Origin of the sequence: Streptomyces sp. NPDC048417 (assembly GCF_040651615.1) — a bacterium.
Lineage (GTDB): Bacteria > Actinomycetota > Actinomycetes > Streptomycetales > Streptomycetaceae > Streptomyces.
The window spans coordinates 1-14,713 of sequence record NZ_JBEZKI010000049.1 but is presented as its reverse complement, the minus strand read 5'-3'; the positions used below and the strand labels follow the sequence as shown (position 1 = coordinate 14,713).

Below are 14,713 nucleotides of genomic sequence, written 5' to 3'. Positions count from 1 at the left end.
GCCGAACCGGCCCGGGGAAGGCACCCCAGCGGAGTCAATGAAGACGTGCTAGGAGCTTCAAGCTGTCACCTCAGCGAGGGCGGCAAGCCTCCGACCTGCGGCGATGATGTCAGCGGTGGGGGAATCCGCATGTGGACGGCGAATCCCGGCTATGCCGAAGGCGAGCCGATAAGGCGTTGAGACTTCTCCCAAACTCCTCTCGCGCACCGTCGACGAACTCCCAAAAGGCAGACTTGGAACGCCCTCCGACACGATGTTGAGCAACACCGTCATCGACCTCTTCGCCGGAGAAGGTGGTTTCAACAAGATCAGAGCATCCGACTCTCCCGCGAGAGACTTCTGAAGTTCTCTTCCGAGAGTTGCGGAGCGGTTCGACTTCGTTGCGAGCACGTCTCGGAGCCGTCTCTTTAACTCTGCTCTCCTCACCGTCCTCCAGGAGCGGGCGAGAAAGGGACTGTCAGTGGCTCCTGCTATCTGGTGTCGTGTCAGATACGCCGCGATACGCGCCGGATCGCAAGGAGATGCGATTCATGCCTTTCACCGCTCTGCACCCCGAGGCCGGACGCCTCGATGCCACCTTGCCCGATCTCGGCTGCGGCATGGACTGGACTCAGGTCCACAAGGCCCGCCCTCGCGTAGACCTCTCCTGTCCCGAGTGCGGATGGGGCGTCCACGCGAAGCACTCCCCGAGCCGAGTGCGGTTCTTCTGTCACGACCCGGCCAGGCCGCCTTCGTGCGAGCTGTCGAATGAGTCGTGGGAACACCACATGCTCAAGCTGGAGCTGGCGGGTGCGATCCGTGCGGCCGGCTGGTACGCCGAACTCGAGGTGCCGGCCGAAGACGGCTCATGGCGTGCCGACGTGATGGCGTCCTCGCCCGACGGTGCTCAGCGCATGGCGTGGGAGGCTCAGCTCTCGCCCATCACGGTGGAGGACATCCGTGCCCGGACGGCGCGATACCGCGCCGAAGGAATCACCGTGTGCTGGGTGTCTCCGCACAAGAAGCCGCCGCAGTGGATCGGCGCCGTGCCCGCTGTTCGCGTGCGTGCTCCGGAAGAGGACGAACCCTGGGTGGTCGACGACGGAGTCGCCGGGTTCGACTTCGCCGCCGGCGGCTGGGCTTTCCGGGAGGAGGAACTGCAGCAGTTCGTCCGGTGGGTTCTGCACGGGCAGCTCTCCCCGTGCCGGAGTCTGCCGCGCTACCGGCAGGTGACCCGGGTCGTCGACGACCAGTACTGGTTTTTCCGGCGGGATCTGTGGTGGACCTCCCGGCAGTCCTCCCGGGCTCAGAACGAACACGAGTAGATGCGCCAGCGTCAGGAGGAAGCGAAGGAAGCGGCCGAGGCGCGTAAGAAGGAGCTGAAAGCCGAGGCCGAACGCCGTCGTATGAAGCTGGAGGAGGAGGACCGGCGTCGCCGTGTGGAGGAAGCCGCCCGCCGCCGCGAGGTGCAGGAAGAAGATCACCGGGTCTGGATGGAGAAAATGCGTCAGCAGCGGGCTGAGGAGGTGGCCCGGCGTGCGCGTGAACAGGCTGAGCAGGAGGAGAAGGACCGTAAGGCATTGGAGACGGCGACGGCATGGTGGAACCGGCTGTCGCGGAAGCAGATGGAGGAGCTGTTCGCCGCGGTGGCTGATCGGGCCTGGCGTGAGGAGCAGCTGCGGGTGGAGATTCCCGAGAAGCCGAGCATGGCCGTCCACTTCGCCTATGGAGTGCCCGTGTATTCGCGAGGCCGGTACCACGCGCTGTACGGAGTCGTGCGTCCGTGCCCTGAGCTGGCCTCCCTCTCACCTCAGCTGGCGTATCACCGCGTCCTCGTGCGCAACGCCCAGGAGATGAGAGAGTTCGACGGGACACTGGCCGACCGCATCACCCAATTTGACCTGCCCGACCATGAGCAGCTCACCATGGACTGAGGCGAAGCGCGCTATCCGCCACGGCTACGCGGCCTCCTGGCCCTCGCCGTCTCCACTGTCGAGGGCGTGCCGGAGCTGGGAACGGGCATCGGGACGGTCGGGTCCGGCGATCTCGTTCCAGAACGCGTGCGTGACGATCGCGGCGGCGAGGTCGCGTTCCCGCTCCCGCAGCGTGGTGACGTCGGTCTGCTCCTGCTCCGTCCAGCCCTCCGAGGCCGGGTACGAGGGGGAGGCGGGGAGCCAGTAGCCGTCGGGGCGCTCCCATGCCTCCATGGGCACCACGGAGTACGGCAGCTTCTTGACCAGGGCTTTGAGGCTGGCGCGTACCTCGTTGAGGTCCTGCTGCGCCTTGAGGAGATCGTCGGGTTCTCTGGGGTTTTGATGGCTGTGGTGTGACATTGCGCCTGTTGCTGTCGTTTGTGGTATTACGGCGGTTCTCCGGGGGTGTGGCTCTTGTAGTGGATCGTTGCGATCGACATACGGAGCATGGGAACAAATGTACGGAACATTTCCTGTCTTGATGCCGTCAGGGACCCGGTACTGGACCGTGGTGGACGACGAGCTGGAGGTAGTCCAAGAGGCGGACCGCTTCCTGAGAGAGCTGCGCCTGGCCCGGGGCCGGGCAGAGACGACAACGAAGGCGTACGCCGAGGCGGTGGCCTTGTTCCTGCGCTGGTGCGCGGGCACCGGGCGGGACTGGTCGACAGCGGCCCGGGATATGGGGCTGTTCATGGTGTGGCTGCGCTGGGCGCCGGGCAACGGTGGCCACCGCCAGGCCGTGGTCCCGGGGCCGGGAGGAAAGCCGGTCCGCGGGGATGCGCGAATCAACAAGGTGCTGACCGCAGTACGGATGTTCCTGCTGCACGCGGTGGTCAACAAGGCTGCGCCAGCCTGGGTCCTTGAGCAGCTCTACGAGCTGGGGGATGACCGCGACTTGCCGGTGGAGGCACGGGGCGAGAGCGGTGGGATGCGGTATCGGCTGCGGGCCCGTCACCGGCTGCAGGAGCCGGAGACGGAAGTGGACCGGGCCAGCGACGAGGAAGTCGTGGCGATGCTGCGGGCTTGTCGGTCGGCCCGGGACAGGTTGATCGTGCTGCTGCTGTCGCGGGTGGGGTTGCGTCCGGGACAGGTCGCGGGGCTGCACCGCTGTGATGTCCACCTGCTGATGGATTCGCGCTCGCTGGGGTGCGATGTCGAGGGGCCCCATCTGCACGTGATCCGGCGGCAGAACGTGAATGGCGCCTGGTCGAAGTCGAGGAAGTCGTGGGTGATGCCGGTGGACTTCCTGGTGGTGCAGGCCGCCGACCAGTACGCGGTGGAGCGGTACGAGATCCTCGGGGAGGGAGGAAGCGACTTCTTGCTGGTCAACCTCTTCCGCCCGCCCTATGGCTCGCCGGTGACCACCGGCGCGATCGGGGAGCTGTGCGAGTCGCTGTCGGCACGGGCGGGGCTGGGCCGCCCGGTCGGGCCGCGGATGTGCCGGCATGCGATGGCCAGCAACGTCGTGGATGCCGGCGGCACGCTGGATGAGGTTCAGGCCCTGCTGGGCCAGAAGAACCCGGCGTCACCCCGTCCCTACCTGCATCCGGACCGCTCACGCCTGCGCGCGGCCGTTGAGCGTGTGCCCTCGCCCCGGCTGACTGAGGGGGAGGCCCGGTGAACCTGGCACTCGCAACGCCCCGACACGGGGCAGGGGAAGACACGGTCACCGCTGGGCTCATGGGCGCCGTCCAACCGGAGTTCCTGCAGCTGCTCAGCTGGGATCCTCACGTCCGGGTTCTGCTGCTGCCGCGCTCGCACCCCCAGTTCAGCGGTGAGGAGTGCCTCGTGGCCGGCTGCGACAAGATGTCCTACTTCGCCCACCAGAAGGGAATGTGCACCGGTTGCACCGAGCGGTGGAAGAAGAGCGACCTGCCCTTCGACGAGTTCGTCACCATCAGGCGGTCGGGCCGGATGGTCGGGTACTTCCCATGCCAGGTCGCGCACTGCGAGCGGCCGGGCAGACGCGCGACACTCCTGTGCTCGTCGCATGACTACCAGAGGCGCAAGGTCTACGGGCTCCCGCTGGAGGACTTCCTCGCCCACCCCGAAGTACAGCCGCTGCCCGCCCTGGGGCCCTGCCAGGTCGCTGCCTGTGACCGGCAAGGCGAGACCAGGGACGGGTACTGCATGCCCCACGCCGACCAATGCCGTGACCTCCGCCAAGCAGGAGCCTTGGAGGACGAGGATCTTTGGCGGCTGACCACCCCGGCCATCGCAGAGTCCCGCAAGGTCAGCCTGCGCGGGCTGCCCGACCGCGTGGTCGCCGAGATCCTCTACGGCCTCCAGGAACGGATCGCTCAGGGACTCCGGCACAAGGACTACCAGCTGCGCAATCTGTCCACCAACGCCCGTGCCCAGCAAGTCACTTCACTCGATGAACTCGACCTGGACGTCCTCACCCGCACCGACAGGACCCAGGCCAGGGGCTTCCTCAAGCACATCCGCCGCTTCGGCCTGAGCCCGGAGACCGAACGCCACAAGGACGTCTGGGACGCGAGCGTCTTCGGCCTCGGCGGCTCCTTCTCTTTCACCGGGATCACCCAGCCCTGGCTGAGGGAAGGAGCCAAGGCCTGGGCCCTCGACGACATCCCCCGCCGCCGCGGAAAGAGCGGCAAAACCACCGTCCAACGCACCCTGAAGTCCCTGAGCCGTTTCTCCACGAGCCTGCACCTGAGCCGGGATGACCACGGCGTCGACCTGCCCGTGCTCGGCCGCGTCGACATCACTGCCTTCCTGGGCCGGCTGAGCTTCCTCATCGAACGCGGCGACATCTCTGGCTGCACGCAGTACATGACCGTCCGCGACACCAGACGCGTGCTGACCCGGCTCCGGACCCTGGGCCTGGCCAAGGCCGGCCAGCCCCTGCACGGCCTGGCGGACGACTTCGCCCTCCGCCAGGAGGACATCCCCGACGACCCCGAGGACTCCGAAGCCGGCCGTGACCTGCCTGCGGAAGTCATGCGGCAGCTCTGCGCCAACCTCGACTCCCTTGAGACCTTCAGCTCCACAGACGTCCGCACGGCCATCGAGCTGCTCATCGACACCGGCAGGCGTCCCAACGAGATCTGCAAACTGCCATGGCAGTGCCTCGACCGGGAAGGCGACGGCAGCCCCGTCCTTGTCTACGACAACACCAAGAACCTTCGGCACGCTCGCCGGCTACCGATCCCCGGTGCGACCGCCGCGCTCATCATCAAGCAGCAACAACGCGCCCGCGCCCGCTTCCCCGACACCCCGGCCGACAAGCTCAAGCTCTTCCCCGCCAGCCTGGCCAACCCCCACGGCACGAAGGCGACAACCTACGAGTGGGTGTCGGCAAAGCACCGAGCCTGGGTGAAGGGCCTGCCCGACTTCCTCGTCCCCACCGTGATCGTCGAAGACGGCAACCGGGTCACCACGATGCTGCCGTTCGACAAGAACAAGATCTACCCCTACGCCTACCGGCACACCTACGCACAACGGCATGCCGACGCCGGGGTCCCTCAGGACGTTCTGCAGTCGTTGATGGATCACCGCGAAGCCAGCACCACACAGCGGTACTACCGCGTCGGCGAGAAACGCCGCCGCGAAGCTGTCGAGCGGGTCACCACCATGCAGTTCGACCGGCACGGCACACGCGTCTGGCGCCAGGCCAAGACCCTGCTCGACTCCGAACACGCCCGCCGTGCCATCGGTTCCGTCCAAGTCCCCTACGGCACCTGCACTGAGCCTTCCAACGTTGCGGCCGGCGGCCACGACTGCCCCGTGCGCTTTCGCTGTGTGGGCTGCGGACACTTCCGCACCGACGTCTCCTACCTCCCCGACCTTGAGGCATACCTGGCCGACCTGCTGCGCAACCGTGAACGTCTGGCCGCCTTCGCCGACGCCGACCTCTGGGCCAAGGCGGAAGCCACACCATCGGACGATGAGATTGCTCGTGTCCGCCGTCTGGTTCAGCGGGTGCGCCAGGACCTCGACGAGCTCACCGACGAGGACCGGGCCCAGATTCGCGAGGCGGTCGCGGTGGTCCGCCGCAGCCGCGGCGTGTCCTTGGGTATGCCGCGCGTCCGCCAGCCCCTGCCCGACCTTCGCCCGGAGAGAGCCGGATGACCAGCATGATCGACGGGCGGCGGGCCGACTCGGCCCGCCGCCGCGAACGAGTTCTCAAAGCCCTCGACGTCCTGCTGCGAAGCGACCAGGACATCACAGTCTCCGGACTGGCTCGCGCCGCACGAGTGGACCGCACCTACCTCTACCGGCACCGCGATCTCCTCGAACGCGTCCACGCCGCCGCAGCAGCCCCACCAGAAGAAGGCCGGATCGCGGCCGTCAGCCGGGCCTCGCTGCGGGCAGACTTGACCAACGCGCTGGAGCGGAACAGGCGGCTGACAGTCCGGGTCCGGCAGTTGGAGAAGCGTCTGTCCGAGAGCCTCGGTGAAACCGCATGGAAGGAATCCGGCCTTGGCGCGTCTGCCGACATTGATCAGCTTCAACGTCGCATCACGTTGCTCGAACAAGACCTGGCCGACATAAGGGGCCAGCTCGATGAGCGGACCGAGGAACTCGATGCGGCGCGGGCGGCTAACCGGGAACTGACCCGGGCACTGAACCAGGCCCGCTGACGCCATCTACGGCAGAGCGTGGGCCGTTTGTTCGCTGCTTGCTACCGGGCCCTGGGGCCGGGGGCGGGCGGGGTGCGCGGTCGCAGGCGCTCTCCCTGCGGTCCGAACATGATCAGGTACTCGACCGGGCCGCCGGGGCCCGTGTTCGCGACCCCGTGGGGATTGCGGGTGTCGAACTCGGCGACGTCCCCGGCACTCAGGACGAGGTCCTGGTCGCCGAGTGCGAGCCACAGCCGCCCGTACAGGACGCACAGCCATTCCCAGCCGTCGTGGGAGACCTGCCGGGGCCGCGCGGGCGGTTCCTGGACGGCGGGCAGGACGTGTTTGTGGGCGTGCAGGCCCCCGACGTACCGGGTCAGCGGCAGCACCGCCTTGTCGTCGCCGAAACGCTGGAGCGCGGAGGTGCGGGGCTCGGCGGCGGGAGCAGTGCCGGCCAGCTCGTCCAGGGAGACGCCGTACTCCTTCGCCAACTGCAGCACCACTTCCAGGGTGGGCTTGCGTCGGCTGGTCTCGATCCGCGACAGCGTGCTCGGGGAGATGCCGGTCGCGCAGCTGACGCCGGTGAGCGTGGAGCCGCGGTGTTCGCGTGCGGCCCGCAGCCGGGGGCCCATCGCCGCCAGCGCGTCGGCCACGTCGTCGCCTGTCACCCGCTCTGCCCCCTTCCGGACGTGCCACTCCACCATCCTGTCCTGCAAGTTTGCCAGATTGGCAAGGATAATCGCGGTGGACGGTCGCTGCGCCGCATGATCGATGCGTACCTGCGTCCACCCGAGAACCGAGAGAAGACCCCATGCAACCCGAGCCGTCCGCCGCACTCCGCCACCGCACCGTCGAGACCCCGGCCGGGCGCCTGCACCTGGTCGAGCAGGGCACCGGCCCGCTGGTCCTGCTCGTGCACGGCTTCCCCGAGTCCTGGTACTCCTGGCGCCTCCAACTCCCGGCCCTCGCCGCGGCCGGCTACCGGGCGGTGGCGCTCGACGTGCGCGGCTACGGCCGCTCCTCCAAGCCTGCGCAGACCGACGCCTACCGGATGCTGGACCTGGTGGAGGACAACGTCGCCCTCGTGCACGCCCTCGGCGAGGAGAACGCGGTGGTCGTCGGCCACGACTGGGGCTCCAACATCGCCGCCACCTCCGCCCTGCTCCACCCCGAGGTCTTCCGGGCCGTCGCCCTGCTGAGCGTCCCGTACGCGCCACCCGGCGGCCCCCGCCCCACCGACATCTTCGGCCAGATCGGCGGCCCCGAGCAGGAGTTCTACGTCTCCTACTTCCAGGAGCCCGGCCGCGCCGAGACGGAGATCGAGCCTGACGTGCGGGGCTGGCTCGCGGGCTTCTACGCCGCCCTGTCCGCCGACACCATGCCCGCCCAGGGCGAGCCCGACCCGCACTTCGTCGCCCACGGCGGCCAGCTGCGTGACCGCTTTCCCGCCGGCATCCTCCCGGCCTGGCTGACCGAAGACGACCTCGACGTCTACGCCGGAGAGTTCGAGCGCACGGGCCTGACGGGCGCCCTCAACCGCTACCGCAACGTGGACCGCGACTGGGAGGACCTCGCCCCCCACCGCGGAGCCCCGATCAAGCAGCCGTCCCTGTTCATCGGCGGCGCCCTGGACGCCTCCACCACCTGGATGTCCGACGCTATCGACGCCTTCCCCACCACCCTCCCCGGCCTGACCGCCTCCCACCTCGTAGAGGGCTGCGGCCACTGGATCCAGCAGGAACGCCCCGAGGAGATCAACCGTCTGCTGACCGGCTGGCTCAACACCCTCACGGGTTGAACCGCCAGGCGCGGCCGGGGCTTGGGGTGCCGGTAAGAGATCGATCAATAAAGTGAGGAGCGGCTAATAGCTATGGGAACACGCACGCTTGAGGGAAAGATCGCACTGGTCACCGGCGGCAGCCGCGGCATAGGCCGGGCCGTGGCGCAACGTCTCGGCCGGGACGGCGCCACCATCGCCGTCGCCTACGCCCGCGAGGAGACAGCGGCGAACGAGGTCGTTGAACGCATCCGCAAGGACGGCGGCCGGGCCTTCGCCCTGCACGCGGAGCTGGGGCGGCACGGTGACGCGGCCTCCCTGTGGGCGGCTTTCGACTCCCATGCCGCCGAATACACCCCTGGCGGAGCCGTCGACATCATCGTCAACAACGCCGGCATCGGCCGCAGCTCTGATCTGGCGTCGCTGACCGAGGACAGCTTCGACGAGGTCTTCGCCGTGAACGTCCGCGCACCGTTCTTCATCGTTCAGCAAGGGCTGGAGCGGCTGCGCGACGGAGGTCGGATCATCAACATCTCCAGCGTCACGGCTCGCCTCGCCATGCCAGAGTTCATCGCCTACGGCGCCACCAAGGGCGCGCTCGACACCTTCACCCTCAACCTCGCCAAGGAACTGGGGCCCCGAGGCATTACCGCGAACTCGGTGGCGCCCGGCGTCATCGACACGGACGTCAACGCAAGCTGGCTACGCGGCAATCCGCAGGCCGAAGCCCACGCGGCGTCCCTGACCGCGCTGGGCCGGGTCGGGCAGCCGGAAGACGTGGCTGACATCGTGGCCTTCCTCGCTTCCGACGACGCACGCTGGGTGACCGGCCAGGTGATCGACGCGACGGGCGGTTCCGGGCTGTGAGCCTCTCTCCTCGGGTGGGAACACCCCGCGGTGACTTCCCGCCCGAGGGGACCCGCCGGCGGGATGCGTCAGTCCGAGTCCGTCAGCCCTTCGAGGTCCTTGAAGAGTCAGAGCGTGGTGGTGAACCGGATCGTGTGCGATCTCTCGGTTTCGTGTCATTGGGGTGAGTGACAGTGGCAGTTCTGCTCTGGACTGGGCTGAGGTGCAGGTCAGGATGGGGTTCTGCCATTCGTGCTCACTGTTGTGGCAGTGAGAGAACAGGGCTTGTCCACTGTCATGCTGAGAGGTCTGCAGGTTACGCACTGACATGAAAGCGAGAGATCGCAGCTCGGTCTCCACCTGCAGGCCAAGCTCGCGATGTGGCTGGAGGAGGGGCCGGCCGCGCACGGATGGGTGGACGACCAGGTGTGGACCGCGGCAAGGGTACGCACGCTGATCGGGCGGGAGTTCCACATCTCCTACAGCGTCTCCGGGGTCACTCGGCTGCTGCACCGGATGGGCTACAGCGTGCAGGTGCCCGCCCGGCCCGCCACCGAACGCGACGAGGACGCGATCACCGCATGGCGGGAGGCGACCTGGCGGGAGGTAAAACCCTTAGGGCGGCGACCGGCGCGTTCATCTGCTTCGAGGACGAAGCGGGTGTGACCGGCCGTCCGCCCAAGGGCCGCACCTGGGGCCGGCGCGGCATTACCCCGGGGGGCAAGGTCTCCGGCCGCAGCCGGGGACGGCTCTCGGTGGCCGGGCTGCTGTGCTTCCGGCCGGGCCTGCCCGCCCGTTTGTGCTACCGGCTGCGTCGGCATACCGGCCGCAAGGGCGAGCGTCGCTCGCTGGGCGAGACGGACTACATCCGCCTGCTGGACGGCGCCCACCAACTGCTGAAGGCCCCGCTGATCGTGGTGTGGGACCGGCTGAGCACCCACATCTCCAAGACGATGAAGGCACTCGTTGCCGAGCGGGACTGGCTGACCGTCATCCTGCTGCCCGGGTATGCGCCCGACCTCAACCCGGTGGAGGGCCTGTGGGCGCACATCAAGCGGAGCCTGGCCAACCTGGCTGCCCGCACCCTGAGCGAGTTGGAGACTCTGCTCCGCAGGCGGCTCAAGGCGCTGCAGTACCGGCATGGCATCCTCGGCGGATTCCTCGCCGGGACGGGGCTCGCTCTCGATAGACGGGACGGACCCTAATACGCCGAAGTCAGTAATTCCCCGTTCCACCACCGGGCCCACTGCACCGATGCTTCCGGGACTGTCAACCGGGCAAGGCTCGCCCGCACTTCAACTGCCGGCATCGGCGGGGGCACCTCAATGTCGGTGCGCGGAACCAGAGCAGCCGCATCGCGCACGAACAATCCGATCACGAGCTCCCGCGAGGTCCCGCTTCGGACCTGCCAGCTGGACGACCCGGCATATCGCATGACGGACATCTTCTGTCACTGACGCCGTCCAGGCCACCCTCATGACGCTCCCGATCACGGCCGGGCACGATCAGTAGGCGAAGAAGTGTGGAGTCACGACCGTGTCCCGATCACGGATTCGGTGCATCCTGGAGGTGGACGGCAGGATACGCGGGAGGCCGGGAGGGTGGAACGGGTCGACGATGATGATCCCGGAGGATGCCATGGCCGACGGGGCGGCGCGGCTTTTCGACATGGCGCAGATGGCCGTGGCGACGCTGGACGCTCAGGGAGTGGTCACCGGCTGGAGCCGGGCAGCGGAACGGCTGATCGGCTACTCGCGTGAGGAGATCGTGAACCGGCCTGCCGTGAGTCTGCTGGACAGGTCCGGGGACCGGGCGACAGCACTCGACGTGGTCGAGCAGTGCCGCGCTCGGGGTGACTGGGACGGTGTGGTGGCTGTGCGGCACCGCGACAGGCGGCGGCTGAGACTGGCGGTGCGGGTCTTTCCATTGCTGGATCCGGTTGGTCGTAAGGGGTGGGCGGTGCTGGCCCTGGGTGAGCAGGGGACGCCGGGCTCAGAGCTGAGCCGGATGATGTTCGAGCCGCTGCTCGCGCACTCGCCGGTCGGTGTGGCAGTGCTGGATACGGACCTGCGATGGGTCTGGGTGAACGACGTGCTGACCTACGGCGGTGCGGTGCCCCGCGAGCGACGGCTGGGGCGAACGGTGGCGGAGGTGCTGCCGCTCGAGGCCGCCAAGTTCCAGGAGCTGCAATTTCGGCGTGTCCTGGAGACAGGCACTCCGGCGCTCAACGTCGAATTCTTCGTGCCCTCTCCGGCGGACCCGACCCGGCGGCACGTGTTGTGGGAGTGCATCTTCCGTCTTGAGGACTCGGCTGGCCAAGTTCTGGGCGTGTGGATCATGGCCGTGGACAACACCGAGCGGTGGCGGGCACGAGAGCGCCTGGCCCTGCTGACCGAGGCCAGCGCGCACATCGGCAGCACGCTCGACGTGGAACGGACCGCACAGGAACTCGCTGAGGTCGCGGTGCCGCGGTTCGCCGACGTCGTCGCCGTCGACCTGCTGGAGGCGGTCCTGCACGGGGAGGAACCTCCTCCGGGGCCGGTCGGCGGCACTGCCATCCTGCGCCGCGCGGGGCAGCAGTCGATCCGTGACGAGTGCCCCGGGACGGCCGCGGAAGTCGGGGACGTCCTCCACCGCCTGCCCACCCCGTCCTCTGCCCGCTGCCTTGATGACGGCGTGCCCGTGGTGGAATCGCTCGCGGATCTCTCCTCCAGCGTCTGGATGGCCGAGGACCCGTCCCGTGCGGCCACGGTCCGCACCCCCGGCATCCAGTCGGTCCTGGTCACTCCGGTGCAGGCGCGCGGCGTCCGCCTCGGCGTGGCGACCTTCCTGCGCTTCCGGAGCCCGAATCCATTCGACCAGGAGGACGTGAGCCTGGCCGAGGAACTCGTCGCCCGGGCCGCGGTATGCCTGGACAACGCCCGCCGCTTCACCCGGGAACACAAGGCGGCCCTGGCTCTGCAGCGCAGCCTCCTGCCGCGCGGGCTGGCCCCGGGGCCCGTGCTGGAGGTCGCCTCGCGCTACCTCCCGGCGGAGGCCCCGCACGCGGTGGGCGGCGACTGGTTCGACGTGATCCCGCTGTCCGGGGCCCGGGTTGCACTGGTCGTCGGCGACGTGGTCGGGTACGGCACACACGCCGCCGCCACCATGGGCCGCCTGCGCACCGCCGTCCGTACGCTGGCCGACCTGGACCTCCCTCCCGACGAGCTGTTGGCCCACGTGGACGACCTGGTCATCAGCCTGGTGGAGCAGGAGGACGCAGACTCGGTGGCCGACGACGAGCAGCAGGCGGTGGCCACCTCCGTGCTGGGGGCGACCTGCCTGTACGCCGTCTACGACCCGATCACCCGGCGGTGCACGCTGGCCCGGGCCGGCCACCTCCCGCCCGCCATCGTCACCGCCGACGGCACAGTCACCTTCCCCGACCTGCCGATCGGGCCGCCGCTCGGCCTCGGTCTCCTCCCCTTCGAATCCACCGAGCTGGAACTGCCCGACGGCACCATGCTGGCCCTGTTCACCAACGGCCTCATCGAGGGGAAGAAACGGGATGTCGACGTCGGGCTGACCAGCCTCGCCCAAGCCCTGGCCCGCCCGGCCCCCAGGCTGGAGGACGTCTGCGAGAACGTGATCGGCACTCTGCTGACCGGTCCGCCGTCCGACGACGCCGCCCTTCTCCTCGCCCGCACGCACGGCCTGGACGCGGGCCAGGTCGCCTCCTGGGAGCTGGCCTGCGACCCGGCCGTCGTCGCGAGCGCCCGCGACCTCGCGACCCGTCGGCTCGCCGACTGGGGTCTGGAGGAGCTGGCCTTCACCACTGAACTGGTCGTCAGCGAACTGGTCACCAACGCCATCCGCTACGGGTTGGAGCCCATCCGGCTGCGCCTGATCCGGAACGAGGCCTTGATCTGTGAGGTGTTCGACGGCAGCAGTACCTCGCCCCGCCTGCGCCACGCCCGTACTACCGATGAAGGGGGCCGCGGCCTCTTCCTCATCGCGCAGCTCGCCCGGCGGTGGGGCACCCGCTACACCACGGCGGGAAAAATCATCTGGGCCGAACAGGCTCTTCCGGACTTGGCAGCAAGTCCGAGCTCGGTTCCCGAGCCCGCGTAGCTCCCACTGGTCGAATGGTACGAGCAGTCAGCAGCGGAACGCCGACTTCGGCCTCCAGCTGGGAGAGCTGCTGGGAGACCGATGAGGGGGCGTAGGACAAGGCAGCGGCGACGGCCGCCAGGGTGCCGCGGTGCTTGAGTTCGCGCAGCAGGACGGCGGGGCTTGGCGGTCCCGTGCCCGGTCGCACGTTGCACGGGACCGCTCCCCGAGTGGCAACTGGCAGCAGAAAACCCCGGGACCATCGTGTCCCGGGGCCTCGCGCGGTCCGGCTCAACAAGCGGATGGTGGCGGTGTCACGCCCATTCGATGCCGAGTTCTCGTAGTGCGGCGCGTTGCGGGTCACTCAGCTTGTCCCGCCGCTGTTTGGTGTTACTGATAAACACGCCCAGCCGGACCGGCGTGGTCTCGCCCTTCATCGTGATCTCCTCTGTGTGGCTCCTGGGGACGCGATGGTGGCCCTCGCGGGCGATGTACTGCGCGAGGGCCACCAGGCCGCGCTGGAACGCCTGCTGCGCCTTGCTCGGGCCCTTCGTCTGCCCGGCCGCCGGGGCCGGTGCGGGCTGCTCGGCGGGTGTTACTCCCAGCGCTGACAACCGCTGCTGTTGTTCTTCGGAGAGCTGCGTCCAGTTGTGGCGTTGGCGGCGGAGCCATGTGCCGAGGTCGTCGCCGTCGAAGGTCACCCCGGGTTGGATGTCGGGCAGGTGGCCGTGGGGTTCGTCGGCGGCGAGGTCGGCGAGGACGCGGTGGTGGCGTTGCCAGTCCAGCGGCCAGGGGCAGTTCCAGTCGGGGTCGATCGCCGCGAGCTGGGCGGCGCGGGCCGCGGCACGCTCGGGATCCTTGCCGAGGCCGCCCTTCCTGCGGAGATTGGCCAGGTACTGTCCGACGAGCATCAAGTCCGCCCCTGTCGCCAGACTCGCCCCCTCGCCCCAGACCGCGTCCTCCCGCTCTCGATGCCGATCACCTTCAGCAGCCTGCCGGAGAACCATCAGCGACCTAATCAAGCAGTGCTCACGCCGGTCATCGGTGGCGGGCACGACATCCCAGCAGCGATCAACTCTCCGGGTCCAACGGCAGAGGCACGGTCTTTCAACAGGACTCAAGAGTCCGGGAAACCAGAGTGCTCATCTGCCGCTCGGCTACCACCAGGAGTCTGCCGGATGGCCGACTCCCAGAACTGATTAGGTTCCCACGACGCAAGCGATTGACAGGGGACCGTGAGCCGTCGGTCGGCCGATGGGCGGGGCGGATCAGTTGCGCGTGCCGGCCGGTGGGCCGACGACGGTGGTGAGCTGGAGTTTGGTCTCGTCCTCGCTGCCCGGCGCGGCGGTCATGATGACAATCTTGAGCTCGGTGTCGCCGTCGGTCAGGACATCGCAGTCCACCGTGACCGGGCCCACCGACGGGTGATCGACCCTCTTGTGGACCTCGCGGTTCGCGGTCACCTC

Annotated in this window: 12 protein-coding genes and 3 pseudogenes; 10 read left to right on the top strand and 5 right to left on the bottom strand. The window is 68.6% G+C overall.

Features of this window, described 5'->3' with window-relative positions; all coding sequences use genetic code 11:
- The first annotated feature begins 530 nt into the window (after window positions 1–530).
- Together AB0D59_RS47220 and AB0D59_RS47215 are read left to right on the top strand one after the other, a co-directional pair.
- Window positions 531–1,304 carry a competence protein CoiA family protein gene (locus AB0D59_RS47220; RefSeq protein WP_362578131.1) on the top strand — a complete coding sequence of 258 codons (774 nt, stop codon included), beginning with the start codon at window positions 531–533 and terminating at the stop codon, window positions 1,302–1,304.
- Window positions 1,305–1,913, top strand: coding sequence for a hypothetical protein (locus AB0D59_RS47215; protein ID WP_362578129.1), 609 nt, complete (start codon window positions 1,305–1,307; stop codon window positions 1,911–1,913). It abuts the gene before it with no gap.
- A gap of 24 nt (window positions 1,914–1,937) precedes the next feature.
- Here the strand turns inward: AB0D59_RS47215 and AB0D59_RS47210 are convergent, their stop codons facing one another.
- Window positions 1,938–2,312 carry a nucleic acid-binding protein gene (locus AB0D59_RS47210; protein ID WP_362578127.1) on the bottom strand — a complete coding sequence of 125 codons (375 nt, stop codon included), beginning with the start codon at window positions 2,310–2,312 and terminating at the stop codon, window positions 1,938–1,940.
- Window positions 2,313–2,463: 151 nt separating this feature from the next.
- Between AB0D59_RS47210 and AB0D59_RS47205 the strand changes: the two genes are divergently transcribed.
- The 3 genes from AB0D59_RS47205 to AB0D59_RS47195 are packed head-to-tail and all read left to right on the top strand — an operon-like array spanning window position 2,464 to window position 6,556.
- On the top strand, window positions 2,464–3,573 hold the full coding sequence (locus AB0D59_RS47205) for a tyrosine-type recombinase/integrase (protein ID WP_362578125.1): 1,110 nt from the start codon (window positions 2,464–2,466) through the stop codon (window positions 3,571–3,573).
- Between the two features lie 59 nt (window positions 3,574–3,632).
- On the top strand, window positions 3,633–6,044 hold the full coding sequence (locus AB0D59_RS47200; RefSeq protein WP_362578123.1) for a tyrosine-type recombinase/integrase: 2,412 nt from the start codon (window positions 3,633–3,635) through the stop codon (window positions 6,042–6,044).
- Entirely contained in the window at window positions 6,041–6,556 is a 516-nt protein-coding gene (locus AB0D59_RS47195; RefSeq protein WP_362578121.1) for a DUF6262 family protein, read from the top strand. The genes AB0D59_RS47200 and AB0D59_RS47195 overlap by 4 nt, the downstream gene beginning before the upstream one ends.
- 41 nt (window positions 6,557–6,597) lie before the next feature.
- Here AB0D59_RS47195 and AB0D59_RS47190 read toward each other — a convergent pair whose 3' ends face one another.
- Window positions 6,598–7,203, bottom strand: a complete 606-nt coding sequence (locus tag AB0D59_RS47190; RefSeq protein ID WP_362578119.1) for a helix-turn-helix transcriptional regulator — start codon at window positions 7,201–7,203, stop codon at window positions 6,598–6,600.
- 143 nt (window positions 7,204–7,346) lie between these two features.
- On the opposite strand from AB0D59_RS47190, the gene AB0D59_RS47185 reads away from it, so the two are divergent.
- The 5 genes from AB0D59_RS47185 to AB0D59_RS47165 all read left to right on the top strand — a co-directional run bounded on the left by AB0D59_RS47185 (window position 7,347) and on the right by AB0D59_RS47165 (window position 13,268).
- Complete coding sequence (locus tag AB0D59_RS47185) at window positions 7,347–8,333, top strand: alpha/beta hydrolase (protein ID WP_362578117.1); 987 nt, start codon at window positions 7,347–7,349, stop codon at window positions 8,331–8,333.
- A 72-nt stretch (window positions 8,334–8,405) separates the two neighbouring features.
- A complete protein-coding gene (locus AB0D59_RS47180) occupies window positions 8,406–9,179 on the top strand; it encodes an SDR family oxidoreductase (RefSeq protein WP_362578115.1) in 774 nt (257 codons plus the stop codon).
- Between the two features lie 357 nt (window positions 9,180–9,536).
- Window positions 9,537–9,824: a winged helix-turn-helix domain-containing protein gene (locus tag AB0D59_RS47175; protein WP_362578113.1), complete on the top strand. Its 288-nt coding sequence runs from the start codon at window positions 9,537–9,539 to the stop codon at window positions 9,822–9,824.
- The gene (locus AB0D59_RS47170) at window positions 9,821–10,363 is read left to right on the top strand and encodes a transposase (protein ID WP_362578111.1); all 543 of its coding nucleotides are present in this window, start codon (window positions 9,821–9,823) and stop codon (window positions 10,361–10,363) included. The genes AB0D59_RS47175 and AB0D59_RS47170 overlap by 4 nt, the downstream gene beginning before the upstream one ends.
- A gap of 412 nt (window positions 10,364–10,775) precedes the next feature.
- The gene (locus tag AB0D59_RS47165; RefSeq protein ID WP_362578109.1) at window positions 10,776–13,268 is read left to right on the top strand and encodes a SpoIIE family protein phosphatase; all 2,493 of its coding nucleotides are present in this window, start codon (window positions 10,776–10,778) and stop codon (window positions 13,266–13,268) included.
- A gap of 28 nt (window positions 13,269–13,296) precedes the next feature.
- Here AB0D59_RS47165 and AB0D59_RS47160 read toward each other — a convergent pair.
- From AB0D59_RS47160 to AB0D59_RS47150, 3 pseudogenes are all read right to left on the bottom strand, one after another.
- Window positions 13,297–13,419, bottom strand: a pseudogene (locus AB0D59_RS47160) (LysR family transcriptional regulator); the annotation flags it as partial.
- Between the two features lie 142 nt (window positions 13,420–13,561).
- Window positions 13,562–14,212 (bottom strand): annotated as a pseudogene (locus tag AB0D59_RS47155) (helicase associated domain-containing protein); the annotation flags it as partial.
- 303 nt (window positions 14,213–14,515) lie between these two features.
- Window positions 14,516–14,713 (bottom strand): annotated as a pseudogene (locus AB0D59_RS47150) (transcriptional regulator); the annotation flags it as partial.

What these genes read in the sequence shown, in the direction of transcription:
- AB0D59_RS47220 (WP_362578131.1), top strand. Translation starts at nt 531, where the DNA reads ATGCCTTTCACCGCTCTGCACCCCGAGGCCGGACGCCTCGATGCCACC.
- AB0D59_RS47210 (WP_362578127.1), bottom strand. Translation starts at nt 2,312, where the DNA reads ATGTCACACCACAGCCATCAAAACCCCAGAGAACCCGACGATCTCCTC.
- AB0D59_RS47175 (WP_362578113.1), top strand. Translation starts at nt 9,537, where the DNA reads ATGTGGCTGGAGGAGGGGCCGGCCGCGCACGGATGGGTGGACGACCAG.
- AB0D59_RS47200 (WP_362578123.1), top strand. Translation starts at nt 3,633, where the DNA reads ATGGGCGCCGTCCAACCGGAGTTCCTGCAGCTGCTCAGCTGGGATCCT.
- AB0D59_RS47185 (WP_362578117.1), top strand. Translation starts at nt 7,347, where the DNA reads ATGCAACCCGAGCCGTCCGCCGCACTCCGCCACCGCACCGTCGAGACC.
- AB0D59_RS47195 (WP_362578121.1), top strand. Translation starts at nt 6,041, where the DNA reads ATGACCAGCATGATCGACGGGCGGCGGGCCGACTCGGCCCGCCGCCGC.
- AB0D59_RS47180 (WP_362578115.1), top strand. Translation starts at nt 8,406, where the DNA reads ATGGGAACACGCACGCTTGAGGGAAAGATCGCACTGGTCACCGGCGGC.
- AB0D59_RS47215 (WP_362578129.1), top strand. Translation starts at nt 1,305, where the DNA reads ATGCGCCAGCGTCAGGAGGAAGCGAAGGAAGCGGCCGAGGCGCGTAAG.
- AB0D59_RS47165 (WP_362578109.1), top strand. Translation starts at nt 10,776, where the DNA reads ATGATGATCCCGGAGGATGCCATGGCCGACGGGGCGGCGCGGCTTTTC.